Raw genomic sequence first — 17,461 nt, forward strand, 5'->3', positions numbered from 1 at the left:
CTACCGTCGGAGTGGCAGCAGGGGAATGAAAGGGAGATATCCATAGATCTCCAACGGCGGGAAGTGGCAAGGTTCCTGTCAATGCTGGACATCCGTCACGGCTTGACGAGGCGGGCAGATATAGCCTTTGTGGCACCTGCGAAGTTCGCGAAACCAATCGTGGACCACCTGGGATACGACGTGCCCTGCGAGTCTATTTGGAATTCCGTATATGGCCTTTTCCGTACTCGCATGCGCACTGCAGGCCCTAGAGTCAATGCAACCATTTCTCCGGTACTTGCTTTCGCAATCGGTTCCGGTACGCCCACTTCACAAGACAGGGAGCGGGAGCTTGCGAGTCGGATAGTGACGATGTTTGACATCGATCTCGCTGTCATGACTGCAGCGGCGAACCCTTCCGCATATGAATCTCTTGGGTCACCGATACGACTCAGTCGATCGGCCATCAAAATGAGAAGAGGGCGTTGCTCTGACAACAGTGTCGAGCGTAGTGAGCAACTTAGAAAGGACTATCAGCGTTATTGGCGGGAGCGTCTGACTGGGGATCCCACAGCTCTCGCTGACCGCGAACGGTTGCGACGTCTGCTTCTCCGGGTCAGCGACAGAGTCGATACCCCGTCCCTGCGCGGGAATGCGGTTTGGGGTCACGATTTTTGGCGACTTCTCCAAGATGAGCTTGATTCGATTCCCGCCGAGAAGATCCCTGCCGGCATGGACCCTGATCTTTTGCTTGGCGGGATCAGTGAGCTCGCCAATGCATGCCAGGTATGGTTCAGTGAACGCTTCGATGTGGCACAGGAATTTGAAAGGCTCCGCGAGGAAAACCGTGGGAGCGCCGCATGAGCACAGCATATGATGACCTGGAGCTCTCGTTACTTCGAGACGACCTGGCTTACCATCAAGCGCGTGTCCTACTTCTTGTTGACGCGGTATCCAAGGCCGCGGGGCACGCTGGGAAACTAGATGGTCTTACGAAGCTGGCCAAGTTGGACTTCCTCCTGCGGTATCCAGCCTTGGCGCCGCAAGTCCTGGACAACCTCCCGGTTTTTGACCCTCGACTCAACCTTTCTCGTGAAGAATTAGCCACTCCCACTGAGGTTGAGGCGCCCATGGTGCGCTACAAATACGGCCCATGGGATGATAGGTATTACACAGTGATTGGCGCGTTGGTTGGTCGAGGCCTCTTGAAATATGCGAGAGGAAGAAAGGGTAGCGTAGCTCTTTCGATGACCAAAGAAGGCCGGCGACTCTCGGACCAGATGGGGAAGAGCCGAGATTGGAAGGCACTGAGCGAGCGCAGTGAGGCAATCGCGACTGCGTCAGCAGGAATGACTGGAAACTCGCTCAAAGACCTTGTCTATCAGAGGCTTGAAAAACTGATGGATCGTCCGCATCGGCAGGTAATCAAATGACCTTGAACTTTCGGATCAACGAACTCTTCCTGTACACCACAGAGGGTCAGGTTCGCTACGAGTTCGGATCTGACCTGACGGTACTTGAGGGGCCCACCGGAGTCGGAAAGACCACTCTCCTGGAACTCATAAAGTACGGGTTTGCGGCGGGAGAAGCGCGACTTGCGCTAGTAGCGACAGCTGCCGTACACGATGTTGCTCTTGACGTCAGCATCGGCAAGGAGCAGTTCCTTATCGTGCGCAGTCTAGACGCGCGCAAGAGTAAGAATGTCCGCGTTACTGACTTGCGCACCGGAGAGAGACTTCCGGACCATTCCGTGGGTGAAGGAGAGTCTAGCTTCAATAGCTTCCTCCTCCAGAAACTTGGATTTCCCGATGACATTCGCGCTGCAGCGCAGAAGAGCAGGAGCAGTAAGCCCGGAAGTCGCGTCACATTCGGCGATATTTTTAAGTACACGTATGTCCCGCAGTATGCAATCAATAGGGACATTGCCGACAGTAGAGATAGTTATTACGAGCCAAAGCGAAAAGCGGTTTTTGAGCTCCTGTTTAGGTTCACGGATTCAGAAATCCTCTCGATGCAATCGGAAGTGAATCTCTTAAACGGCAAGATTGACGTCGCCGCCAAGAACCTGGAAACCATCCGGGAATTCCTTCGTGACAGTAATACTAGCGGTCGCGAGGAGGTGCTCGAAAAGCTCAATGAAGCTAGGTCTGAAGAAGAGATTGCCTCGGAGAATCTGGCTGCGCTGCGCCAGGAACTTGATCCTGTGATCGACCGCCAGACGCAGGCCTATCGGGACCTGCTAACGGATGCAGAGCGCACTTTGTCTGAGGCGCGCGCCTCCGTGTATGACCTTGAGCGGGAGCGCGATGAAATAGTAGTCGAGCGGAAGCGTGTCCAATCCGATCGTTCCCGTCTGGAGCGAATGCGTGATGCCGGTGCCAGGTTGGCGAACATCGAGTTCACTGTATGCCCACGGTGCATGCAATCGTTGAAGAGCCGAGAGGTCGGGGAGGATAAGTGCCGGCTCTGCCTGCAAGTTGACCCAGTTGCTCCCAACCGGGAATCTGACAGCTATGAACTTCAACAGCTGCAGTTGCAGTTGGCTGAGATGGACGCTCAGAATGAGGTGACGCTACAGCAGTTCGAAAGGGCGCAGAGGGCGGTAGCGGAGCGTGAATCGCTGGTTGAGAAACTGACAGCCACGCTTGAGGAGCGTACGGCTCAGCGAGTTACGCCTCGCTTGCAGGCTTTCAGTGATGCCTCTGCCCGGAGAGCTATTGCTCGAACTCGGCAAGAACACTTGGAAAACGCCCTGCAGCAATGGGATCGAGTGGCCGACATTGAGGGAGAGGTAGAGAATCTTCGATCGGACCAGGAACGCCTCAAGGTGAATGTAGCTGCTAGAAAGTCGGCACTTGAGTCACACAAGGCTAATGTGTTGAATGCAATCGAGAGGGAATTCAATAACACGATAAAGGGGTTGAAGATTGCAGCCGTGGAAACTTCTGGATTGGATAAGGAGAGCTATCTACCCATCATTAATGGCAAGGTTTTCACTAAGGCCATGATGAGTGGTGGTGGGTCCATGACGGCTATGCAAATTGCCTACTGGACTTCGTTGATGACGGTTGCCGAGAAGGCGGGTGTGCCGTACCCGTCGATTCTTGTCATCGATGGCCCAAGGCTGGCGTTGGATCCAGCGAGTCCGACCTGTAAGGCCATCTATCAGCGCCTTGTGCGTGGAGTCTCAGATCCTCCGGATGCTGTGCAGTTCATTGTTGCGGACAATGAGATTCCGGCCGAATATCATGGGGATTTCGCTCGGATCGGGTTCGACTACGGGCATGCCACGGTCTCCACGGTCCGCCACCCTGGGCAGGGGCATGTAGCCGTGATTGCTTCCGCCGACGAGTGACGACCGACGTGAATAGAGACTCGTTGGCGCCCCATGCGCCTGGATGGTGCGCAGGCCATGCCTGACTGTCTGGACCAAGTGGTCGGGGCTGGTGAAGGCGATGTTGCTGAGCCAGCCGTGTCGCAGCAGGGGCCAGAGGGTCTGCCGCAGATTTAGGTGACAGGTGTGGTCACGCGGCTTGGAGGGCTGGTGTGGTCCTGACGGTTTCGTACTCGACGGGCGTCAGCCGGCCGAGCGAGGCTTGTCGACGACGGCGGTGGTAGGTCTTCTCGATCCAGGTCACGGTCGCGATCCGCAGTTCCAGACGGGTAACCCACGCGTGGCGGTCCAGGACGTTCTTCTGCAGCAGGCTGAAGAACGACTCCGTGGCCGCGTTGTCGCCTGCCGCACCGGCCCGCCCTATCGAGCCGACCATCCGGTGGCCGCCGAGCGCCCGGACGAACTTCCGCGACTGGAACTGGACGGATTCAGCGACACCGTCACGCCGGGCAACAGCGTTATCCAGGGCCGCGACGGCCAGGCGGGACTTCATCCGCGCGTCGATCGAGTAGCCCACGATCCTCAGGCTGAAGACGTCCTTGGTCGCGCAGAGGTACAACTTCCCTTCTGCTGTGGGATGTTCGGTGATATCGGCGAGCCATAGCCGGTTCGATCCGGCCGCGGTGAAGTCACGCTGGACAAGGTCGTCGTGCACCGGCGGGCCGGTCTTCTTGGTCCGGCCACGTCTCTTGTCGAACACGCTCCACCAGCGGTTGTCCCGGCAGATCCGCCACACGGTCCGGTCCGCCATGACCGACCCCGCGGCGCGGGCCTCGTCGGCCAGGAACCGGTAGCCGAACTCAGGATCGTCGCGGTGGGCGTCGAACAGCGCGTTCGCACGAGCGGCCTGTTCGAACTCGGCCTCGGCCACCGGTTTGTCGAGCCAGCGGTAGTAGGGCTGTCTGGCGAGTTTGAGCACCCGGCACGTCACCGTGACGGGAACCCCGTCCACGGCCAGCTCTTTTACGAGCGGGTAGATCCTTTTCCTGGCAGATGCGCCTGCGACAGATTAGGCCGCAGCCCGGCGCAGGACCTCGTTCTCTTGCTCCAGCAGCTTGATCCGCCGGCGTGCTTCCCGCAGTTCCGCGTTCTCCTGGCTGGTCGTTCCGGGCTTGGTCCCGTCGTCGATATCCGCCCGCCGCATCCACTTCCACAGCGTCATCGCGTGGACACCGAAGTCAGCGGCCACCTGCTCGACCGTCACACCCGGACCGCGGTTGCTGTTGCGAGGAACCGAGTTAGATCCTGCGGCCTGGCCAGAACGCCCATTTTCTACGCCTCGGACTCGGAGGGGTGTGGATCACTTGGCGAGCAGCGCTGAAGAACTTTGTGCGTGCTGCATCGGCGCGGGTTCGCAACCCCGCTAGCTCTTCAATGGCTGCTTCGTTCAGAGGGAATCGGACTTGGCGAACCCTCTGGACTGCCGTCTTCGCGGTGTTGGCGAGGACGACACACGCGGCATCAACGGTGTTGGGACCCAGCAGTTGGACGCGCTCAAGAGGATGGTCGAGGTCACCCTTGATCTGGAGGGACTTGTTCCAGATGCTCTCTTCCGTCGCCTCGATTAGATCGCCCTCGTAGGTGGCTTCCATGTGAGCCCAGTGCTCGTCGTCCGGGGGCACTAGATCGATGAGTTGCAAGACGCTTGCGTCCCAGGCTGCGAGAAGGGCTGTGTACGCATCCTGTCGCTGTCCTCGGAGCCATTGCTCGTGCTCCACTACTGCCTCGTCCCGAACCTGCCAACGCCCGATGGAGACGCCAGCAAGCCCACCCACGACACCTATTAAGGCGGCGATCACGGTCGCCTGCTCTGCAGTCATGCACGAAGTGTGCCGGGTGTTGGCTCCTGTGACACTCGCTTTAGGAGCTCGACCGAGGGGCGGTCGGGTCCGCGCCGACTGCGGAAGTGACAAGCGGATAACGGCGCTGCTGTACACCGCTGTCCGGTGGATGTCGGGGCTCCTGAGCCGTAGCTCTTTGTGGATCGGTCACTGTCAGTCATTCTGGATCTTTGGGATACTTGCGGTATCCGCAAAGCCGAGGGCACTGGCTGAGCTTGCCGAATTGGACCGCTGTACGGACTCGGCAGCTGTGCGAGCCGCAGCTAGATTCCTTCGGGTGGCCAGGGTTTTTGGGTGGGCGCTACCCAGCACTTGCTTGCACTGGGCAAGCGTTGCCTCGTACAGCGGAATGGCGCGCTGTGGGTCGCCCGCCGACAGGTAGGCGGCAGCCAAGTTGTTGCGGCTGGCCAGCGTGTCCGGGTGGGCTACCCCCCGTACCAGTTCGCCTTGGCGAAGCGCCGTCTTGAACAGCGGAATGGCGCGCTGTGGGTCGCCCGCCGACAGGTAGGCGGCAGCCAAGCCGTTGCAGGTGGCCAGTGTGATTGGGTGGACGTTACCTAGTACTTGCTTGCACTGGGCAAGTGTTGCCTCGTGTAGCGGAATGGCTTGCCGCAAGTCCGCCACAGAGTGATAGGCGTCAGCCAGGCTTTTCCGAGTGATCAGGGTGTTTGGGTCAGCGTCACCAAGCACCTGCTCGAACTGGGCAAGCGTGGTCTTCAGCAGCGGAATGGCGCGCTGTGGGTCGCCCACCGACAAGTAGGCGTCAGCCAAGTATTTCCGGCTGGCCAGGGTGTTCGGGTCAGCGTCACCAAGCACCTGTTCGCTCTGGGCAAGCGTGGCCTCCAGCAGCGGAATAGCGTGCTGCCAGTTGCCCGCCCGCAGATACGCGTTAGCCAAGTTGTTCCGGCAGCCCAGCGTGTCTGGGTGGGTTTCACCCAGTACATGCTCATGCTGGGCAAGTGTCTCCTTATACAACGGAATGGCCTGCCGCAGGTCCCCCATTTCTTTGTAAGCGCTAGCCAGAGATTCGCGGCAAGATAGCGTGTCCGGATGGGCGTCCCCCAGAATCTGCTCGTATTGGGCGAGTGTCTCCTTGTATAGCGGAATGGCTCGCCGCAGGTCCCCCGCCGACCGGCGGGCGTTGGCCAAGTTGTTCCGGCTGTTCAGGGTGTTTGGGTGGGTATCGCCCAGTGCGTGCTCGTACTGGGCGAGCGTCGACTCGTGCAACGGAATCGCTCGCTGTAGATCCCCCACCGACATGTAAGCGTTGGCCAAGTTGTTTTGGCAGGCCAGCGTTTCCGGATGGGCGTCCCCCAGAATCTGCTCGTATTGGGCGAGTGTCTCCTTGTATAGCGGAATGGCTCGCCGCAGGTCCCCCGCCGATACGTAGGCGGTAGCCAAGTTATTCCGACCGCCCAGGGTGATTGGGTGGGTATCACCCAGCACTTGCTCGTACTGGGCGAGCGTCGACTCGTGCAACGGAATCGCTCGCTGTAGGTCCCCCACCGACCGGTAGGCGGTAGCCAAGTTGTTCCGGCTCATCAAGGTGTTCGGGTGGGTGTCCCCTAGCGCCTGCACGCATCGGGTGAGTATCGCCTTCAGCAGTGGGATTGCATCGGCATCGAGTCCCTGGTCGTGAAGGTACAGGGCAGCAGCCTGGTAGGTCTCATCTAATTCGGCTGATATGGGGCTGCTATGCGGAGTGGATTCGGCAAGCGCGAGGACGTGTGGGAGGAGTTGCTCCCACTGTGAGGGATGCCCGTATTCGTAGGGTGCAGCTTGTCGGATCAGGCGTTCGGCCTCCTTCCGGCTGACGGGGCGGCCGGCCGTGTCGATGGTGGCCTGGTGGCGCAGCACGTTCCGCACCAGTCGATGGATGCTGATGTTCTGACGGCCAGTGCTGTACGAGATCATGTTGTATGCGCGCAGCACGCCCAACGCCTCGCCCACAGCGAGCGGGTCGGGACTGAACGGGCCGAGCAGCGTGCGGGGAATGTTGTCCGGTGCGAGCCAGACCATGGTGTTGAGGAGTTTGACGGCTAGCGGATTACGGTTTTCGATCGCGCCTATGGTGTAGCGCCAGATCCGGGCGATGGTTCGTTCAGGGGCGATGCCACCTGTTGCCTTGTCCATCACTTGGCCCAGTAAGCCTCGGTAGTCGGCCAGGGAAGTTCCGGTCTCGAAGAGGTAGGCACCAGCTTGCTCTAGCGCCAGGGGCAGGTAGCCGAGTTCGGCAGCGAGGGTTGCAGCGTCCTGGCGCTGTCTCGGCGTGAGCGGCTGCCCGTTTCCGAAGGCGAGGGTGCACAACAACGACACGGCTGTGTCGGCGTCGAGTACGCCCAAGGGGAGAGTTGGGGCGATGGCATGCCAACCGGTTGCGATGCGGCTGGTGGCCAGATGATGCCCATCTGGGAGTGCACCCAGGTAGTGACCTAGGTCATTCGGGTTCTCGACGTTGTCGAATACGAGTAGCCAGCCGGGGTGCCATTGCAGCCACAGGATGGCCCATGCCGCACGTTCTTGTGCTCCCGCGGTTGTGGCCCACTGGGGGCACAACCGCATGGCTAGGGTAGCCAGGCTGGCGATGATCTGCTCGGTGCTGGCGGCGTTGATCCACCAGACGAGCTTGTACGCATGCCGGTGCTTTTGGGCGTAGTGCAAAGCGAGCGTGCTTTTACCGATGCCGCCCAGCCCATGGATTGCCCGTGTGCTGGACGCCTGGGTGATGGTTGTGTCGCCTTGATCAGTCAAGAGGCAGTGCAGCTCAGCGAGTTCGTCGTCGCGTCCCACGAAGACGCCGGATGTAGACCCAGGCAAGTTCCCGGCGCCTGGTGGTGCGTCTATCTCTTGGGCCCAACGCACCGCTTCCGTTGGAAGCATTACCACTTGGGCATTGTCTCCGGTCACGGCTACGCCTACGTTGCCGTTGACAGCGATGGATCGCGGCGCCGTTGCCCGTGGGCCGCCTTGCTCGGGCCGGTGGTCGGTCATGGCTTGATCGTGGTGTTGTCGCCGGTGACGGCGGTGCCGATGGTTTTGGCGGCTATGGACCGTTCACCCGATGCCGTCACGGTCACCGTCTCACCGGCAGCGGGCAGCATCCGCGCCAGTTCGGCCCGCAATTCGGCGTCGTCGCGCAGCGCCCGCTTGAGCTGCTGGCGCAGAGTAGCCGCCGCATCGTCGTCGTCCGGCGCCTCGGCGGCGTCCTGGACGGCGGCTTCCAATTCTGCCTGGCCCTGCTCGTCCCGGCGGCGCCACACCAACTGGAGCATGCGCCGTCCCAGATTCGCTGTACCTTCCACGGCCGCGTTCTCCGCCCGAGTCAACACAGCCGCCCCGTAGGAGCTCACGGCGGACGTCAGGTACGGCCCGGCTTGCTCCACCAACTGCACGATCTCAGTACTCACTCGCTCCCCCGGTGCTCGCTCCCACGGAAAGACCAGGGTAGGAACACCACCGCTCCCGCAGGGGCCAATCGACAAGATGGCGCCCGCAGTTCCCACCGCCAACGGGCGGGGACAACCCACCTCTCCCGGTCAGTACCGTTAGGGCCGGTGGCCGGGCACGCCAGCTTCACCAACCTCTCACTTGTCCCGGCTCCTTGCGGTCTGCCGTAGAGCTTCGGGCCCCGACCTGATCCGGGGCCCTTGCTGCGGATCAGAACGGCGGGGTGCTGGGGTCGAGTGCGTCCATGGCGGCGCGTTCCTCGTCGGTGGCCGTCGCGCGCAGAAATGCGTGGATGTAGTCGACGATGGGGGCGTTCGCCCGCCGGATCTCGGCAGCTTCGGCGATTGTCGGTCTATAACTGACGACCATCGTTGGCACCTGGGTTTCCGGTCACTAGGAGATCCACATGTCGAAGACGCCCCCTCTGGACCGTGCGGCCAAGCGGCGCCTGGCCGTCATACGCCATGTCGAGGAAGTTACCGGGAACGTCGCGATGTCCTGCCGGTGCTTCGGGATCAGCCGGCAGGCGTAGTACGGCTGGTATCGCCGCTACCAGGCCGATGGCATCGACGGTCTGCGTCCCCGGTCCAAGGCACCCAAGCACAGCCCGAACGCGACACACGTCGAAGTGGTCGGGGTGGCCCTGTGTGATCAGCGGACCGTGGGCGCCAGCGAGTCACGGACCGGCGGACCGACGTTCTCCGTCACCGTGATCCGGCCTGTTCGGGGATCCCAACGTGTCGTTGACCTTGTGGTGCGGCATTTCCCGTGTGCACCGTGGCCCGTTGACGGTTGTGGCCCCTTGGGGTGCGACGGGCGGACGTCGGCCCGCAGCCGGTGACGGAGGCTTGGAGGCGGCGGGGCGGCGGCCGACCGGCGCCGCCCCGGTGTGGGGCCTTCGGTTCCTGGGGAACTGATCCCGGAGGCCCGGTAGGGCCCGGTGTGATCGGGGTGGTTCTTGCTGCTGTTTGCGCCTGGTTGGTCTACGGGTGCGGAAGGGTTCTCCCCTCCACGGCTGGATCACGGTGGCGGATCGCGGCGTACCGGCTGGGCCGTTGATGCGCGAGAGCGTCTTTCGGCGGTTGGGTTGGCACTGATCTATGCCACGAGGCCGGACCCGGGGCGCGAGCGGAGCGAGCCTTGATGATGTAGGGAAAGTCTGTTCGTGCTGGCCGATCGGCGCTCTTGCGGGCTTGGTGGACCGCTGCTGCCATGACCGTTGGGACGCTGTCGGGGGTGGTCATGGGCTCGCTCAAGGTTGTGCGTTGGAAGAGGCACGGACACGATCGGTTGTACGTGAACCTGCCGGACGGCACCGCCGTCGCTTGGATGGATTGCCGTACCGGGAAGATTGAGATCTTGGACGAGCGCCACCGGCGTGAGGCCTTGGAGGCGCTCCGTGTGTACCAGGGCTCGCAGCCGCGCCGCGAGCAAGGTCGCCCGGCTGCTAGTACTCCCTCGGCGCCTCGGTTGTCGGCTGCGCCACGACCGAGGGACACGCGAAGGAAGTCGCTGCCCGCTCTGTCTCCGGGAGAGGACCTGGCCGCTAACCGCCCTGGGGCTCGGCTACTTGGCTTGATCGCCGAGCGTGGGCCTACGCGCATGCAGAGGGCCTGGGCTCGCCTCCGGGGCCAGTCGACGGAGTGGGACTCGTGGTTCTCCGGGCTGGAGGGCGAACGTCGTGTCGGAAACGAGCTGCGTCGGCTGGAGAGTTCGGGCTGGCGAGTACTGCACGGAATACCACTTCCGAGCGGTGCTGACATCGATCATTTGCTGATCGGGCCGGGCGGCGTCTTCGCGATCAACACCAAGCACCACGACGGCAAGAACGTGTGGATTGGTGACGAGATGGCTCGGATCGACCATGGTCCTGCGCGGCCCTATGCCCGCGCGAGCAAGGCCGAGGCTCAGCGTGTGCGAGCGGTCTTGGAGCTGTACGTCGACTTTGACGTCCCGGTAGAACCGGCAATCGTCCTGGTGGGCGCCGAAGACGTGGCCAAGGCCGCTACGCAGTTCACCGTGCGTGTCTACCGGGAGCGAGAGGTGTCGTCGCTGGCGCCGCTGGATGGCGTTCTCGCCAAGGAACAGGTCGAGACCCTGTACGAGGTGGCCCGGCGCCGACGCGTGTGGCTGAGCGGCTGATTGCCAAAGTCGCTTGCGCCGTAAGAGGGATGCGACGTGACCAGGGAGTGGTGATCGCGGACTGTCGGCTGGTCGGAAGCTCCGATGCGGTGCGAATCATGCCTACTGCACCGGATACGCCTCGGAGCGCTGCTGAGCTCGCTGGGACTCGGTTTCTTTGGCTCGGAAACCGCTGGTGGAGGTGGGCGATCGGCTGGTCGACGTCGAGGCAGGGGGAGCGGAAGAGGGCCTGGGGCACAGGCCCTACATTTGGTCCGTTACGCCCCGTCGGCGAAGTGGTCGAACTCTCCAGCCTGCACTCCGAGTGCGAAGGCGTTCCACTTCTCCTGCGTTGTGGTGACGACGGTGTCAGGCGAGGAGGCTTCCCGTAGGAACACCAAGTCGCCGTCACCGAAGGCGATTTCGATCCAGGGGCCAGGGCCGGTGGCCTCGTCGGGCGCGGCCCGCTGCCAGATGAGGTCGTCGGGTATGTCTACCGGGAGGCCGTCAGTCACGGCGGGAGGCGTTGCGCTTCACCATGGAGAGGAGCGCGGAGAAGGCGGCGGGAGTGGCGGTGACTATGGATTCGCGGGGGTCGGCGGACTCGGTCAGGAGCACGCGGTCGGTGTCGGCGGCGACGTGGACGCAGGAGTCGCCTTGCGCGCAGTAGGACGACTTCTGCCAGGTGGGCGTGGGCATTTGGGTTCCTTCACAGGCTCTCGGCGACGGTGTGGATGAGGTCTCGTGAGGCTGGCCCGGGCAGGGCGATGGCTTCCATGCGCTCGATCAGGACGCGGTACTTGGTCAGTTGGGCCTCTGCGTCCAGGAAGACGGGCCCGTGCGATTGGTCGAGGTGCACGGTGTCGAGGCTCGGCACGGGGCCGTGCGAGTAGAAGATCGACTGCCCGGATCCGGCGAAGGAACCCGCGCTGAAGGGGAGCACCTGGAGTACAACTCCGGGCCGTTCGCTCATGTCGAGCAGATGGTGAAGTTGCCCCTTGGCGACCGCAGGTCCTCCCAACTGCATGCGCAGCGCGGCCTCATGGATGATCGCGTGGTACGGGGTCGGCTCCTCCTGGAACAGCACTGCCTGCCGCTTGATGCGGAACGAGACGCGATGCTCGATCTCCGGCGGGGTGATGGCGGGAACGTCCTGACGGAAGATTTCGCGTGCGTGCTCGGCGGTCTGGAGCAGCCCGGGGATGTGCACCGTGATGGCCGTGCGCATGCGTCGGGCGTGGTGCTCCACCTCGGCCAGGTCGAGCAACGCGGCGGGCAGTATGGCCCGGTACTCCTCCCACCAGCCGCGTACGCGCTCGCCGGCCATGCCCGCCAACGCGTCGACCAGCGCGGCGTCCGAGCAGTCGTAGTGACAGGCCAGTGCTCGTACGCGGTCGGGGCTGACGCCCATGCGTCCCGACTCGGTGTTGCTGACCTGGTTCTGCTTCACACCGAGTAGTTGACTTGCCTGAGTGGAGGTCAGACCGGCGCGCTCACGCAGTTTGCGCAGCTCGGAACCGAGGCGTAGCTGACGCCCTGTCGGGTTGCTCCGCACTGAACTCCGCGCCTCCTTGGCGACGCTGTCACCCACAAGGGTGGCACCTAAGGGCTTTTAGCTGTTCTCGATAAGAGTTTATCGCGGCTTCGCTACCTTCAATTCAGGCGCCTCGCCCAGAAGAACCCCGCTCGACGGAGCGACCTGGTCACTGGGCACCGGCCGACGCGATCCACTCGGCCGACAGTCCAACTCGCCCACCGGAAGGGAGACTTCCATGACCACCGTATCCCCGCTTCCGGCCGGCTCCGGCCTGTTCCCGGGCACGTACGCCCTCCAGCTTCCGCACGACCCTCGCGCCCCCGGCATCGCCCGCGCCCTGCTCCGCATGGTCCTTGAAGCGCACGGCAGGGCTGAACTCGTCGAGCCCGCCGAGCTCTTGAGCTCGGAGCTGCTGACCAATGCGCACCTGCACACCACCGGCCCGTACACGCTGCGTCTTGGTCCTGGCGTCGCTGACCCGGGGCGGGTTCGTGTGGCCGTGTGGGACGGTGACCCGAAGATTCCCCCGGGATTCGAGCGGGGCGGGCCGCGCGCTGATGCGTGTGCGGAGGGCGGGCGCGGGCTCTTTCTCGTGCGGGCCTACGCGGATGACTGGGGCGCGTACTCGTTCCCGGACGGGCGGGGCGGGAAGCTGCTGTGGGCCGAGTGTGGGGGCGCGGGCCGGCCGGGCAGCGGCGCGGGGAGTGGGGCCGATCTGTATTGGTGACCGCGGCCTCCACGGCATCCGACCAGGAGGGGTCGTCTGGCCGGATGGCGCAGCGCGAGCCCCGCTCGGGCTCGGACGGCGGCGGGGTGGGCAAGGCGCTTCCGGACGCCGACCTGTCCGGCACCGCCTGAGTCGCCGCCGGGAGACTCCACCGCGTATTTACCGCAGACACCCGCAGACACCCGCAGAAACCCGGTGGCAGCCGGACAGCGCCGGACCCTTCCATGGTCTTCGGGGGAGGGGCCGGCGCTTCCGTACGTTCAAGGGGACCGGCTCTGACCAGCAAAAAAGCCCTACCGGAGTAGGGCCTTTTGAAGGCGCCCCCGGCAGGACTCGAACCTGCGGCCAAGCGCTTAGAAGGCGCCTGCTCTATCCACTGAGCTACGGGGGCCGGTGTGTGGCCGGTGGCTTGGTCGGGGGATGTGGGGTGATCCGTGACCTTGCCGGGGACAAGGATAGGGCTCCCGGGTCCCTGCCCTTGCTGCTTCGCCTCCGCGGCACGATGTGGAGGTTCAGTGAAGCGGTCCCGATAATCGCAGGTAGGTACGAATCCTGCATCGCTTTTGGCTTCATACGCCTCGGGTGTTGTGCACTCGTTATGCCTGCGCCCCCAGTCGCCCCTTCCGTCCCGCTGTGTGCTTCCTGTGCCTTATCGCGTAACTTATCGGCGCGCAGACGAGGTCATATGCTTCATAAAGCGTCCAAAATTGGGCATTCTTCACGTGTGGTGACCTTGGACGTTCGGCCTCAGCTGCTCGACGCAATTACCGCGCTGCGCGACCGTGTCGCCGCCGCGCGCTTTCCGCTCCCGCTTGCGGGGGCGCCACGCGCGCGTGCCAACCGCGGCGAGCTGCTCGCACAACTAGACGACTATTTGGTGCCCCGCCTGCGGGCTCCCGAAGCGCCCTTGCTCGCCGTGGTCGGCGGCTCCACGGGCGCCGGCAAGTCGACCCTGGTGAACTCCCTCGTGGGGCGTGTCGTGAGCGAGGCCGGGGTGCTGCGGCCGACCACACGTACTCCCGTCCTCGTCTGCCATCCGGATGACCATCACTGGTTCTCCGGGATGCGCGTGCTGCCCGACCTCACGCGCGTGTGGATGCCCAAGCAGGCCGATGGCGGGCATGGCGCTCATGGAAGCCATGGCGGGCATAGCGGGCATGGGGGGCATGGCGGGCTCGAAGGAGAAGGGGACGAGGAGGGGGAGCTTGAGCTCGTTTCCGACGAGGAAGAGCGCGTGTTGCGCGTCGAGACCTCGGGGGTGCTGCCGCGCGGGCTCGCGCTGCTCGACGCCCCCGACATCGACTCCCTCGTCGCCGAGAACCGGATGCTCGCCGCACGGCTGATCAGCGCCGCCGACGTGTGGGTCATGGTCACCACCGCCTCCCGGTACGCCGACGCCGTGCCGTGGCGGCTGCTGCGTACCGCCAAGGAGTACGACGCGTCCCTCGTGACCGTGCTCGACCGGGTGCCCCACCAGGTCGTCGCCGAGGTCTCCCGGCAGTACGGCGCGCTGCTCGCCAAGGCCGGGCTCGGCGAGGTGCCGCGGTTCACCGTGCCGGAACTGCCGGAGTCGACCGGCAATGGTGGGCTGCTGCCCGCCACCGCCGTCGCCCCGCTCCGCGCCTGGCTGACCCATCGCGCCCAGGACTCCGACGCCCGCGCCCGCGCCGTCGCCCGCACCGCCCGCGGCACGCTCGACTCGCTGCGCGCCCGGATGCCCGAACTGGCCGCGGCCGTCGCCGCCCAGCACTCCGCCATGGTCCGGCTCACCTCCGCCGTCGAGGACGCCTACGAGACCGAGCACGCGCGCGTACTGGAGCGTTTGCGGAAGGGGGGTGTGCTCTCAGGGAACGCGCTGAAGCACTGGCGGAGTTATCCGGCGGACTGTGGGGCCGGTGAGCTGCTTGATGCGTTGGTGGAGAGTCTCGGCTCGTTGCTGGCGTGTGCGGTGACTGCGGCGGACGAGCGGGTCGATGAGGCCTGGCGTCGCGAACCCGGCTCGCGTGCCAAGGAACTACGTAGGCAGGATCCCGGGTCCGAGACCGCCGAGCAGCGGATCGGGCTGGCCGTACGGCGCTGGCGGCGGGTGCTCGAGGAGTACGCGGAGGAAGAGGCGCGGGCCGCCGCCCAGGCCATGGACGGTTCGCCGCCCGACGCCGAGGCGGTCGCGGCGCTCGTCGCCACCGGCCTGCTCGGCGGGCGCCGGGGCAAGGCCGCCGGCGAGAACCTGGCCGAGCGGATCGGTGCCCAGGGCGCCCTGCGGCTGCGCGATCGCGGTGGAGAGCTCCTGAACGAGTACCTGGACGCCGTGCTCGGCGCGGAACGCGAGCGTCGGCTCGCGCCGCTCGACGCGCTCGACATCACACCCGAATCCCAGGCCGAGTTGATCGCGGCCCTTTCGCTGCTGCAGAAGGAGAGGTGAGGGCGCTGTCCGCCGTCACGGATCAGACCGACCCCAGGGATCCCACCGGTTCCACGAACTCTGCCGATCACACCGGCCCCGCTGATCACACCAGTTGCGTGGATGACTCCGAGCTGACGGATCTCGCGGACAAGCTCGGTGATGCCCCCACAGCCCCCACACCGGAAGCCGCATCAGCCTCCGCGTCCTCCGCGTCCTCCGAAGAGGCTGCCGGGGCCACCCAAGGCGTGGAGATTCCCGAAGGGCGTACGGGGTCCACCCCCTGGGACGACGGTCTCATCGCGCGGCGCGTCGCCAAGCAGGGCGGCGAGGCGGCGGTGCCGGCCGGATCGGGGACGTACGACGGGCAGTTGAAGCAGCGGCTCGACGCGCTGCGGGAGCTCGTCGGGCTCTCGCGCGCCCGGCTCGACGGGACGACCCTCGCCGAGGCCGGGCACGTGCTCGACGAGGCCGCGGCCCGGCGGCGGCTCTCCTCGCGGCACACGGTCGTCGCGATCGCGGGCGCCACCGGAAGCGGCAAGTCGACGCTGTTCAACTCCCTCGCGGGCGTGCCCCTCTCGGAGACCGGGCTGCGCAGGCCCACCACCTCCGCGCCGATCGCGTGCAGCTGGACGGACGGGGCCGCCGGGCTGCTCGACCGGCTCGGGATCCCCGGGCGTGCGCGCAGGCGCCCCGCGCAGGGGCCGCAGGGCGAGGCGGCGCTGGACGGGCTGGTCCTGATCGACCTGCCCGATCACGACTCCGCCGCCCTCGAACACCGTGAGCAGGTCGACCGGGTGCTCGGTCTCGTGGACGCCGTGGTGTGGGTCGTCGACCCCGAGAAGTACGCCGACGCGATGCTCCATGAGCGGTATCTGCGGCCCATGGCGGGGCACGCGGAGGTGATGTTCGTGGTGCTCAACCAGGTCGACCGGCTGCCCGGCGAGGCCGTCGAGCAGGTCCTGGACGATCTGCGGAGGCTTCTCGACGAGGACGGCATCGCGCTCGGCGAGCACGGCGAGCCCGGTGCCACGGTGCTGCCGCTCTCCGCCCTCACCGGTGAGGGCGTGGACGATCTGCGCGACTGCCTCGACCAGGTCACCACCGAACGCCGGGCCGCCGCGCGCCGGATCGGCGCCGACGTCGACGCCGCCGCCGACCATCTCAAGCAGGTGTACGCGACCGGGCGGCAGGGCGGGCTGAGCGAGGAGGCCCGTGAGGAGTTCGCGGACCGGCTCGCCGAGGCCGTCGGCGCGGCCGCCGCGGGCCAGGCGGCCGGGCGGGAGTGGAGCCGGGGCGCCAACCGGGCCTGCGGCACCCCGTGGCTCAGGCTCTGGCGCTGGTACGAGGACCGGCGCGCGGTCGGCTCGACCGTCACGGTCCCCGTGGTCCCTGCCGACGAGGAGGAGGTCACGGCCCGGCAGCGCGTCGAGCACGCGGTGCGGGTGGTCGGCGACGCCGCCGCGAGCGGGCTGCCCGAGGCGTGGGGGCAGGCCGTGCGGGAGGCCGCGACGCGGGGCGGCGAGGGGCTGCCCGAGGCGCTCGACGAGCTGGCGTCCGATGCCGCCTCCGAGCACCTCAAGACGGAGCACGGGGCCGGGCGGCCGCCGCGGCCCGGCTGGTGGCCGGTCGCGGTGTTCGCCCAGGTGGCCATGACGCTGCTGCAAGTTCTGGGGGTGCTGTGGCTGTTGGGGCAGGTCGTCGGGGGCTTCTCGACGAATCTGGGTGTGCCCCTGCTGCTGGTGCTCACGGGGCTCGTGGGTGGGCCGTGCGTGGAGTGGTCGTGCCGGATGGCGGCGAAGGGGCCGGCGCGCCGGTACGGGCAGGAGGCCGAGCGACGGCTCAGGGACGCGGCGGCGGCCTGTGGCAGGGCGCGGGTGCTGGATCCCGTCGCGGCTGAGCTGCTGCGGTACCGGGAGGTGCGGGAGCAGTACGTACGGGTGGCCGGGGGAGTGACCGGGATTTCCACAACCCGCGGGTAGGACACAGGCGTCGGCGGGGATCGCGGCGCCGG

15 protein-coding genes, 1 tRNA gene and 3 pseudogenes are annotated in these 17,461 nt (G+C 65.2%); 9 read left to right on the forward strand and 10 right to left on the reverse strand.

The genetic code is table 11. The features are described 5' to 3' along the window. The first annotated feature begins 351 nt into the window (after positions 1–351). Genes OG746_RS27510 through OG746_RS27520 form a run of 3 tightly spaced genes read left to right on the forward strand, consistent with a single transcriptional unit; the run spans position 352 to position 3,334 of the window. Positions 352–843 (forward strand): hypothetical protein, encoded by a 492-nt coding sequence (locus tag OG746_RS27510; protein ID WP_266719503.1) that lies wholly within the window; start codon positions 352–354, stop codon positions 841–843. Beyond that, positions 840–1,412: a hypothetical protein gene (locus OG746_RS27515; RefSeq protein ID WP_266719504.1), complete on the forward strand. Its 573-nt coding sequence runs from the start codon at positions 840–842 to the stop codon at positions 1,410–1,412. The genes OG746_RS27510 and OG746_RS27515 overlap by 4 nt, the downstream gene beginning before the upstream one ends. Next, on the forward strand, positions 1,409–3,334 hold the full coding sequence (locus OG746_RS27520; RefSeq protein WP_266719505.1) for a hypothetical protein: 1,926 nt from the start codon (positions 1,409–1,411) through the stop codon (positions 3,332–3,334). The genes OG746_RS27515 and OG746_RS27520 overlap by 4 nt, the downstream gene beginning before the upstream one ends. 39 nt (positions 3,335–3,373) lie before the next feature. Here the strand turns inward: OG746_RS27520 and OG746_RS45650 are convergent. From OG746_RS45650 to OG746_RS27545, 6 genes and pseudogenes are all read right to left on the reverse strand, one after another. Continuing rightward, positions 3,374–3,469, reverse strand: a pseudogene (locus OG746_RS45650) (transposase); the annotation flags it as partial. A gap of 34 nt (positions 3,470–3,503) precedes the next feature. Next, positions 3,504–4,577 (reverse strand): annotated as a pseudogene (locus OG746_RS27525) (IS3 family transposase). Positions 4,578–4,611: 34 nt separating this feature from the next. Further along, complete coding sequence (locus OG746_RS27530; RefSeq protein WP_266719506.1) at positions 4,612–5,193, reverse strand: hypothetical protein; 582 nt, start codon at positions 5,191–5,193, stop codon at positions 4,612–4,614. Positions 5,194–5,367: 174 nt separating this feature from the next. After that, on the reverse strand, positions 5,368–8,004 hold the full coding sequence (locus tag OG746_RS27535) for a tetratricopeptide repeat protein (RefSeq protein ID WP_266719507.1): 2,637 nt from the start codon (positions 8,002–8,004) through the stop codon (positions 5,368–5,370). Positions 8,005–8,201: 197 nt separating this feature from the next. Then, positions 8,202–8,516 carry a hypothetical protein gene (locus tag OG746_RS27540; protein WP_266719508.1) on the reverse strand — a complete coding sequence of 105 codons (315 nt, stop codon included), beginning with the start codon at positions 8,514–8,516 and terminating at the stop codon, positions 8,202–8,204. A 355-nt stretch (positions 8,517–8,871) separates the two neighbouring features. Further along, positions 8,872–9,030, reverse strand: coding sequence for a hypothetical protein (locus tag OG746_RS27545; protein ID WP_266719509.1), 159 nt, complete (start codon positions 9,028–9,030; stop codon positions 8,872–8,874). A 37-nt stretch (positions 9,031–9,067) separates the two neighbouring features. On the opposite strand from OG746_RS27545, the pseudogene OG746_RS45655 reads away from it, so the two are divergent. After that, a pseudogene (locus OG746_RS45655) lies at positions 9,068–9,298 on the forward strand (helix-turn-helix domain-containing protein); the annotation flags it as partial. A 965-nt stretch (positions 9,299–10,263) separates the two neighbouring features. Beyond that, on the forward strand, positions 10,264–10,803 hold the full coding sequence (locus tag OG746_RS27550) for a nuclease-related domain-containing protein (protein ID WP_266725461.1): 540 nt from the start codon (positions 10,264–10,266) through the stop codon (positions 10,801–10,803). Between the two features lie 257 nt (positions 10,804–11,060). Here OG746_RS27550 and OG746_RS27555 read toward each other — a convergent pair whose 3' ends face one another. Genes OG746_RS27555 through OG746_RS27565 form a run of 3 tightly spaced genes read right to left on the reverse strand, consistent with a single transcriptional unit; the run spans position 11,061 to position 12,337 of the window. Beyond that, positions 11,061–11,297, reverse strand: a complete 237-nt coding sequence (locus OG746_RS27555) for a DUF397 domain-containing protein (protein ID WP_266719510.1) — start codon at positions 11,295–11,297, stop codon at positions 11,061–11,063. After that, positions 11,290–11,481: a DUF397 domain-containing protein gene (locus tag OG746_RS27560; protein ID WP_266719511.1), complete on the reverse strand. Its 192-nt coding sequence runs from the start codon at positions 11,479–11,481 to the stop codon at positions 11,290–11,292. The genes OG746_RS27555 and OG746_RS27560 overlap by 8 nt, the downstream gene beginning before the upstream one ends. A gap of 10 nt (positions 11,482–11,491) precedes the next feature. Next, positions 11,492–12,337 carry a helix-turn-helix domain-containing protein gene (locus OG746_RS27565; RefSeq protein WP_266725463.1) on the reverse strand — a complete coding sequence of 282 codons (846 nt, stop codon included), beginning with the start codon at positions 12,335–12,337 and terminating at the stop codon, positions 11,492–11,494. 217 nt (positions 12,338–12,554) lie between these two features. Here OG746_RS27565 and OG746_RS27570 point away from each other — a divergent pair, with 217 nt between their 5' ends. Then, positions 12,555–13,046, forward strand: coding sequence for an ATP-binding protein (locus tag OG746_RS27570; protein ID WP_266719512.1), 492 nt, complete (start codon positions 12,555–12,557; stop codon positions 13,044–13,046). Beyond that, positions 13,043–13,177 carry a hypothetical protein gene (locus tag OG746_RS27575; protein WP_266719513.1) on the forward strand — a complete coding sequence of 45 codons (135 nt, stop codon included), beginning with the start codon at positions 13,043–13,045 and terminating at the stop codon, positions 13,175–13,177. Before OG746_RS27570 ends, OG746_RS27575 begins: the two co-directional genes overlap by 4 nt. Before the next feature lie 187 nt (positions 13,178–13,364). Here the strand turns inward: OG746_RS27575 and OG746_RS27580 are convergent. Beyond that, positions 13,365–13,437 (reverse strand) — tRNA-Arg (locus OG746_RS27580). A gap of 333 nt (positions 13,438–13,770) precedes the next feature. Here OG746_RS27580 and OG746_RS27585 point away from each other — a divergent pair. Both OG746_RS27585 and OG746_RS27590 read left to right on the forward strand, forming a co-directional pair. Continuing rightward, on the forward strand, positions 13,771–15,468 hold the full coding sequence (locus tag OG746_RS27585; protein WP_266719515.1) for a dynamin family protein: 1,698 nt from the start codon (positions 13,771–13,773) through the stop codon (positions 15,466–15,468). 98 nt (positions 15,469–15,566) lie between these two features. Next, positions 15,567–17,429, forward strand: coding sequence for a YfjP family GTPase (locus tag OG746_RS27590; protein ID WP_327655428.1), 1,863 nt, complete (start codon positions 15,567–15,569; stop codon positions 17,427–17,429). Positions 17,430–17,461 lie beyond the last annotated feature (32 nt).

Source organism: Streptomyces sp. NBC_01016, assembly GCF_026341035.1.
Taxonomy (GTDB): Bacteria; Actinomycetota; Actinomycetes; order Streptomycetales; family Streptomycetaceae; genus Streptomyces.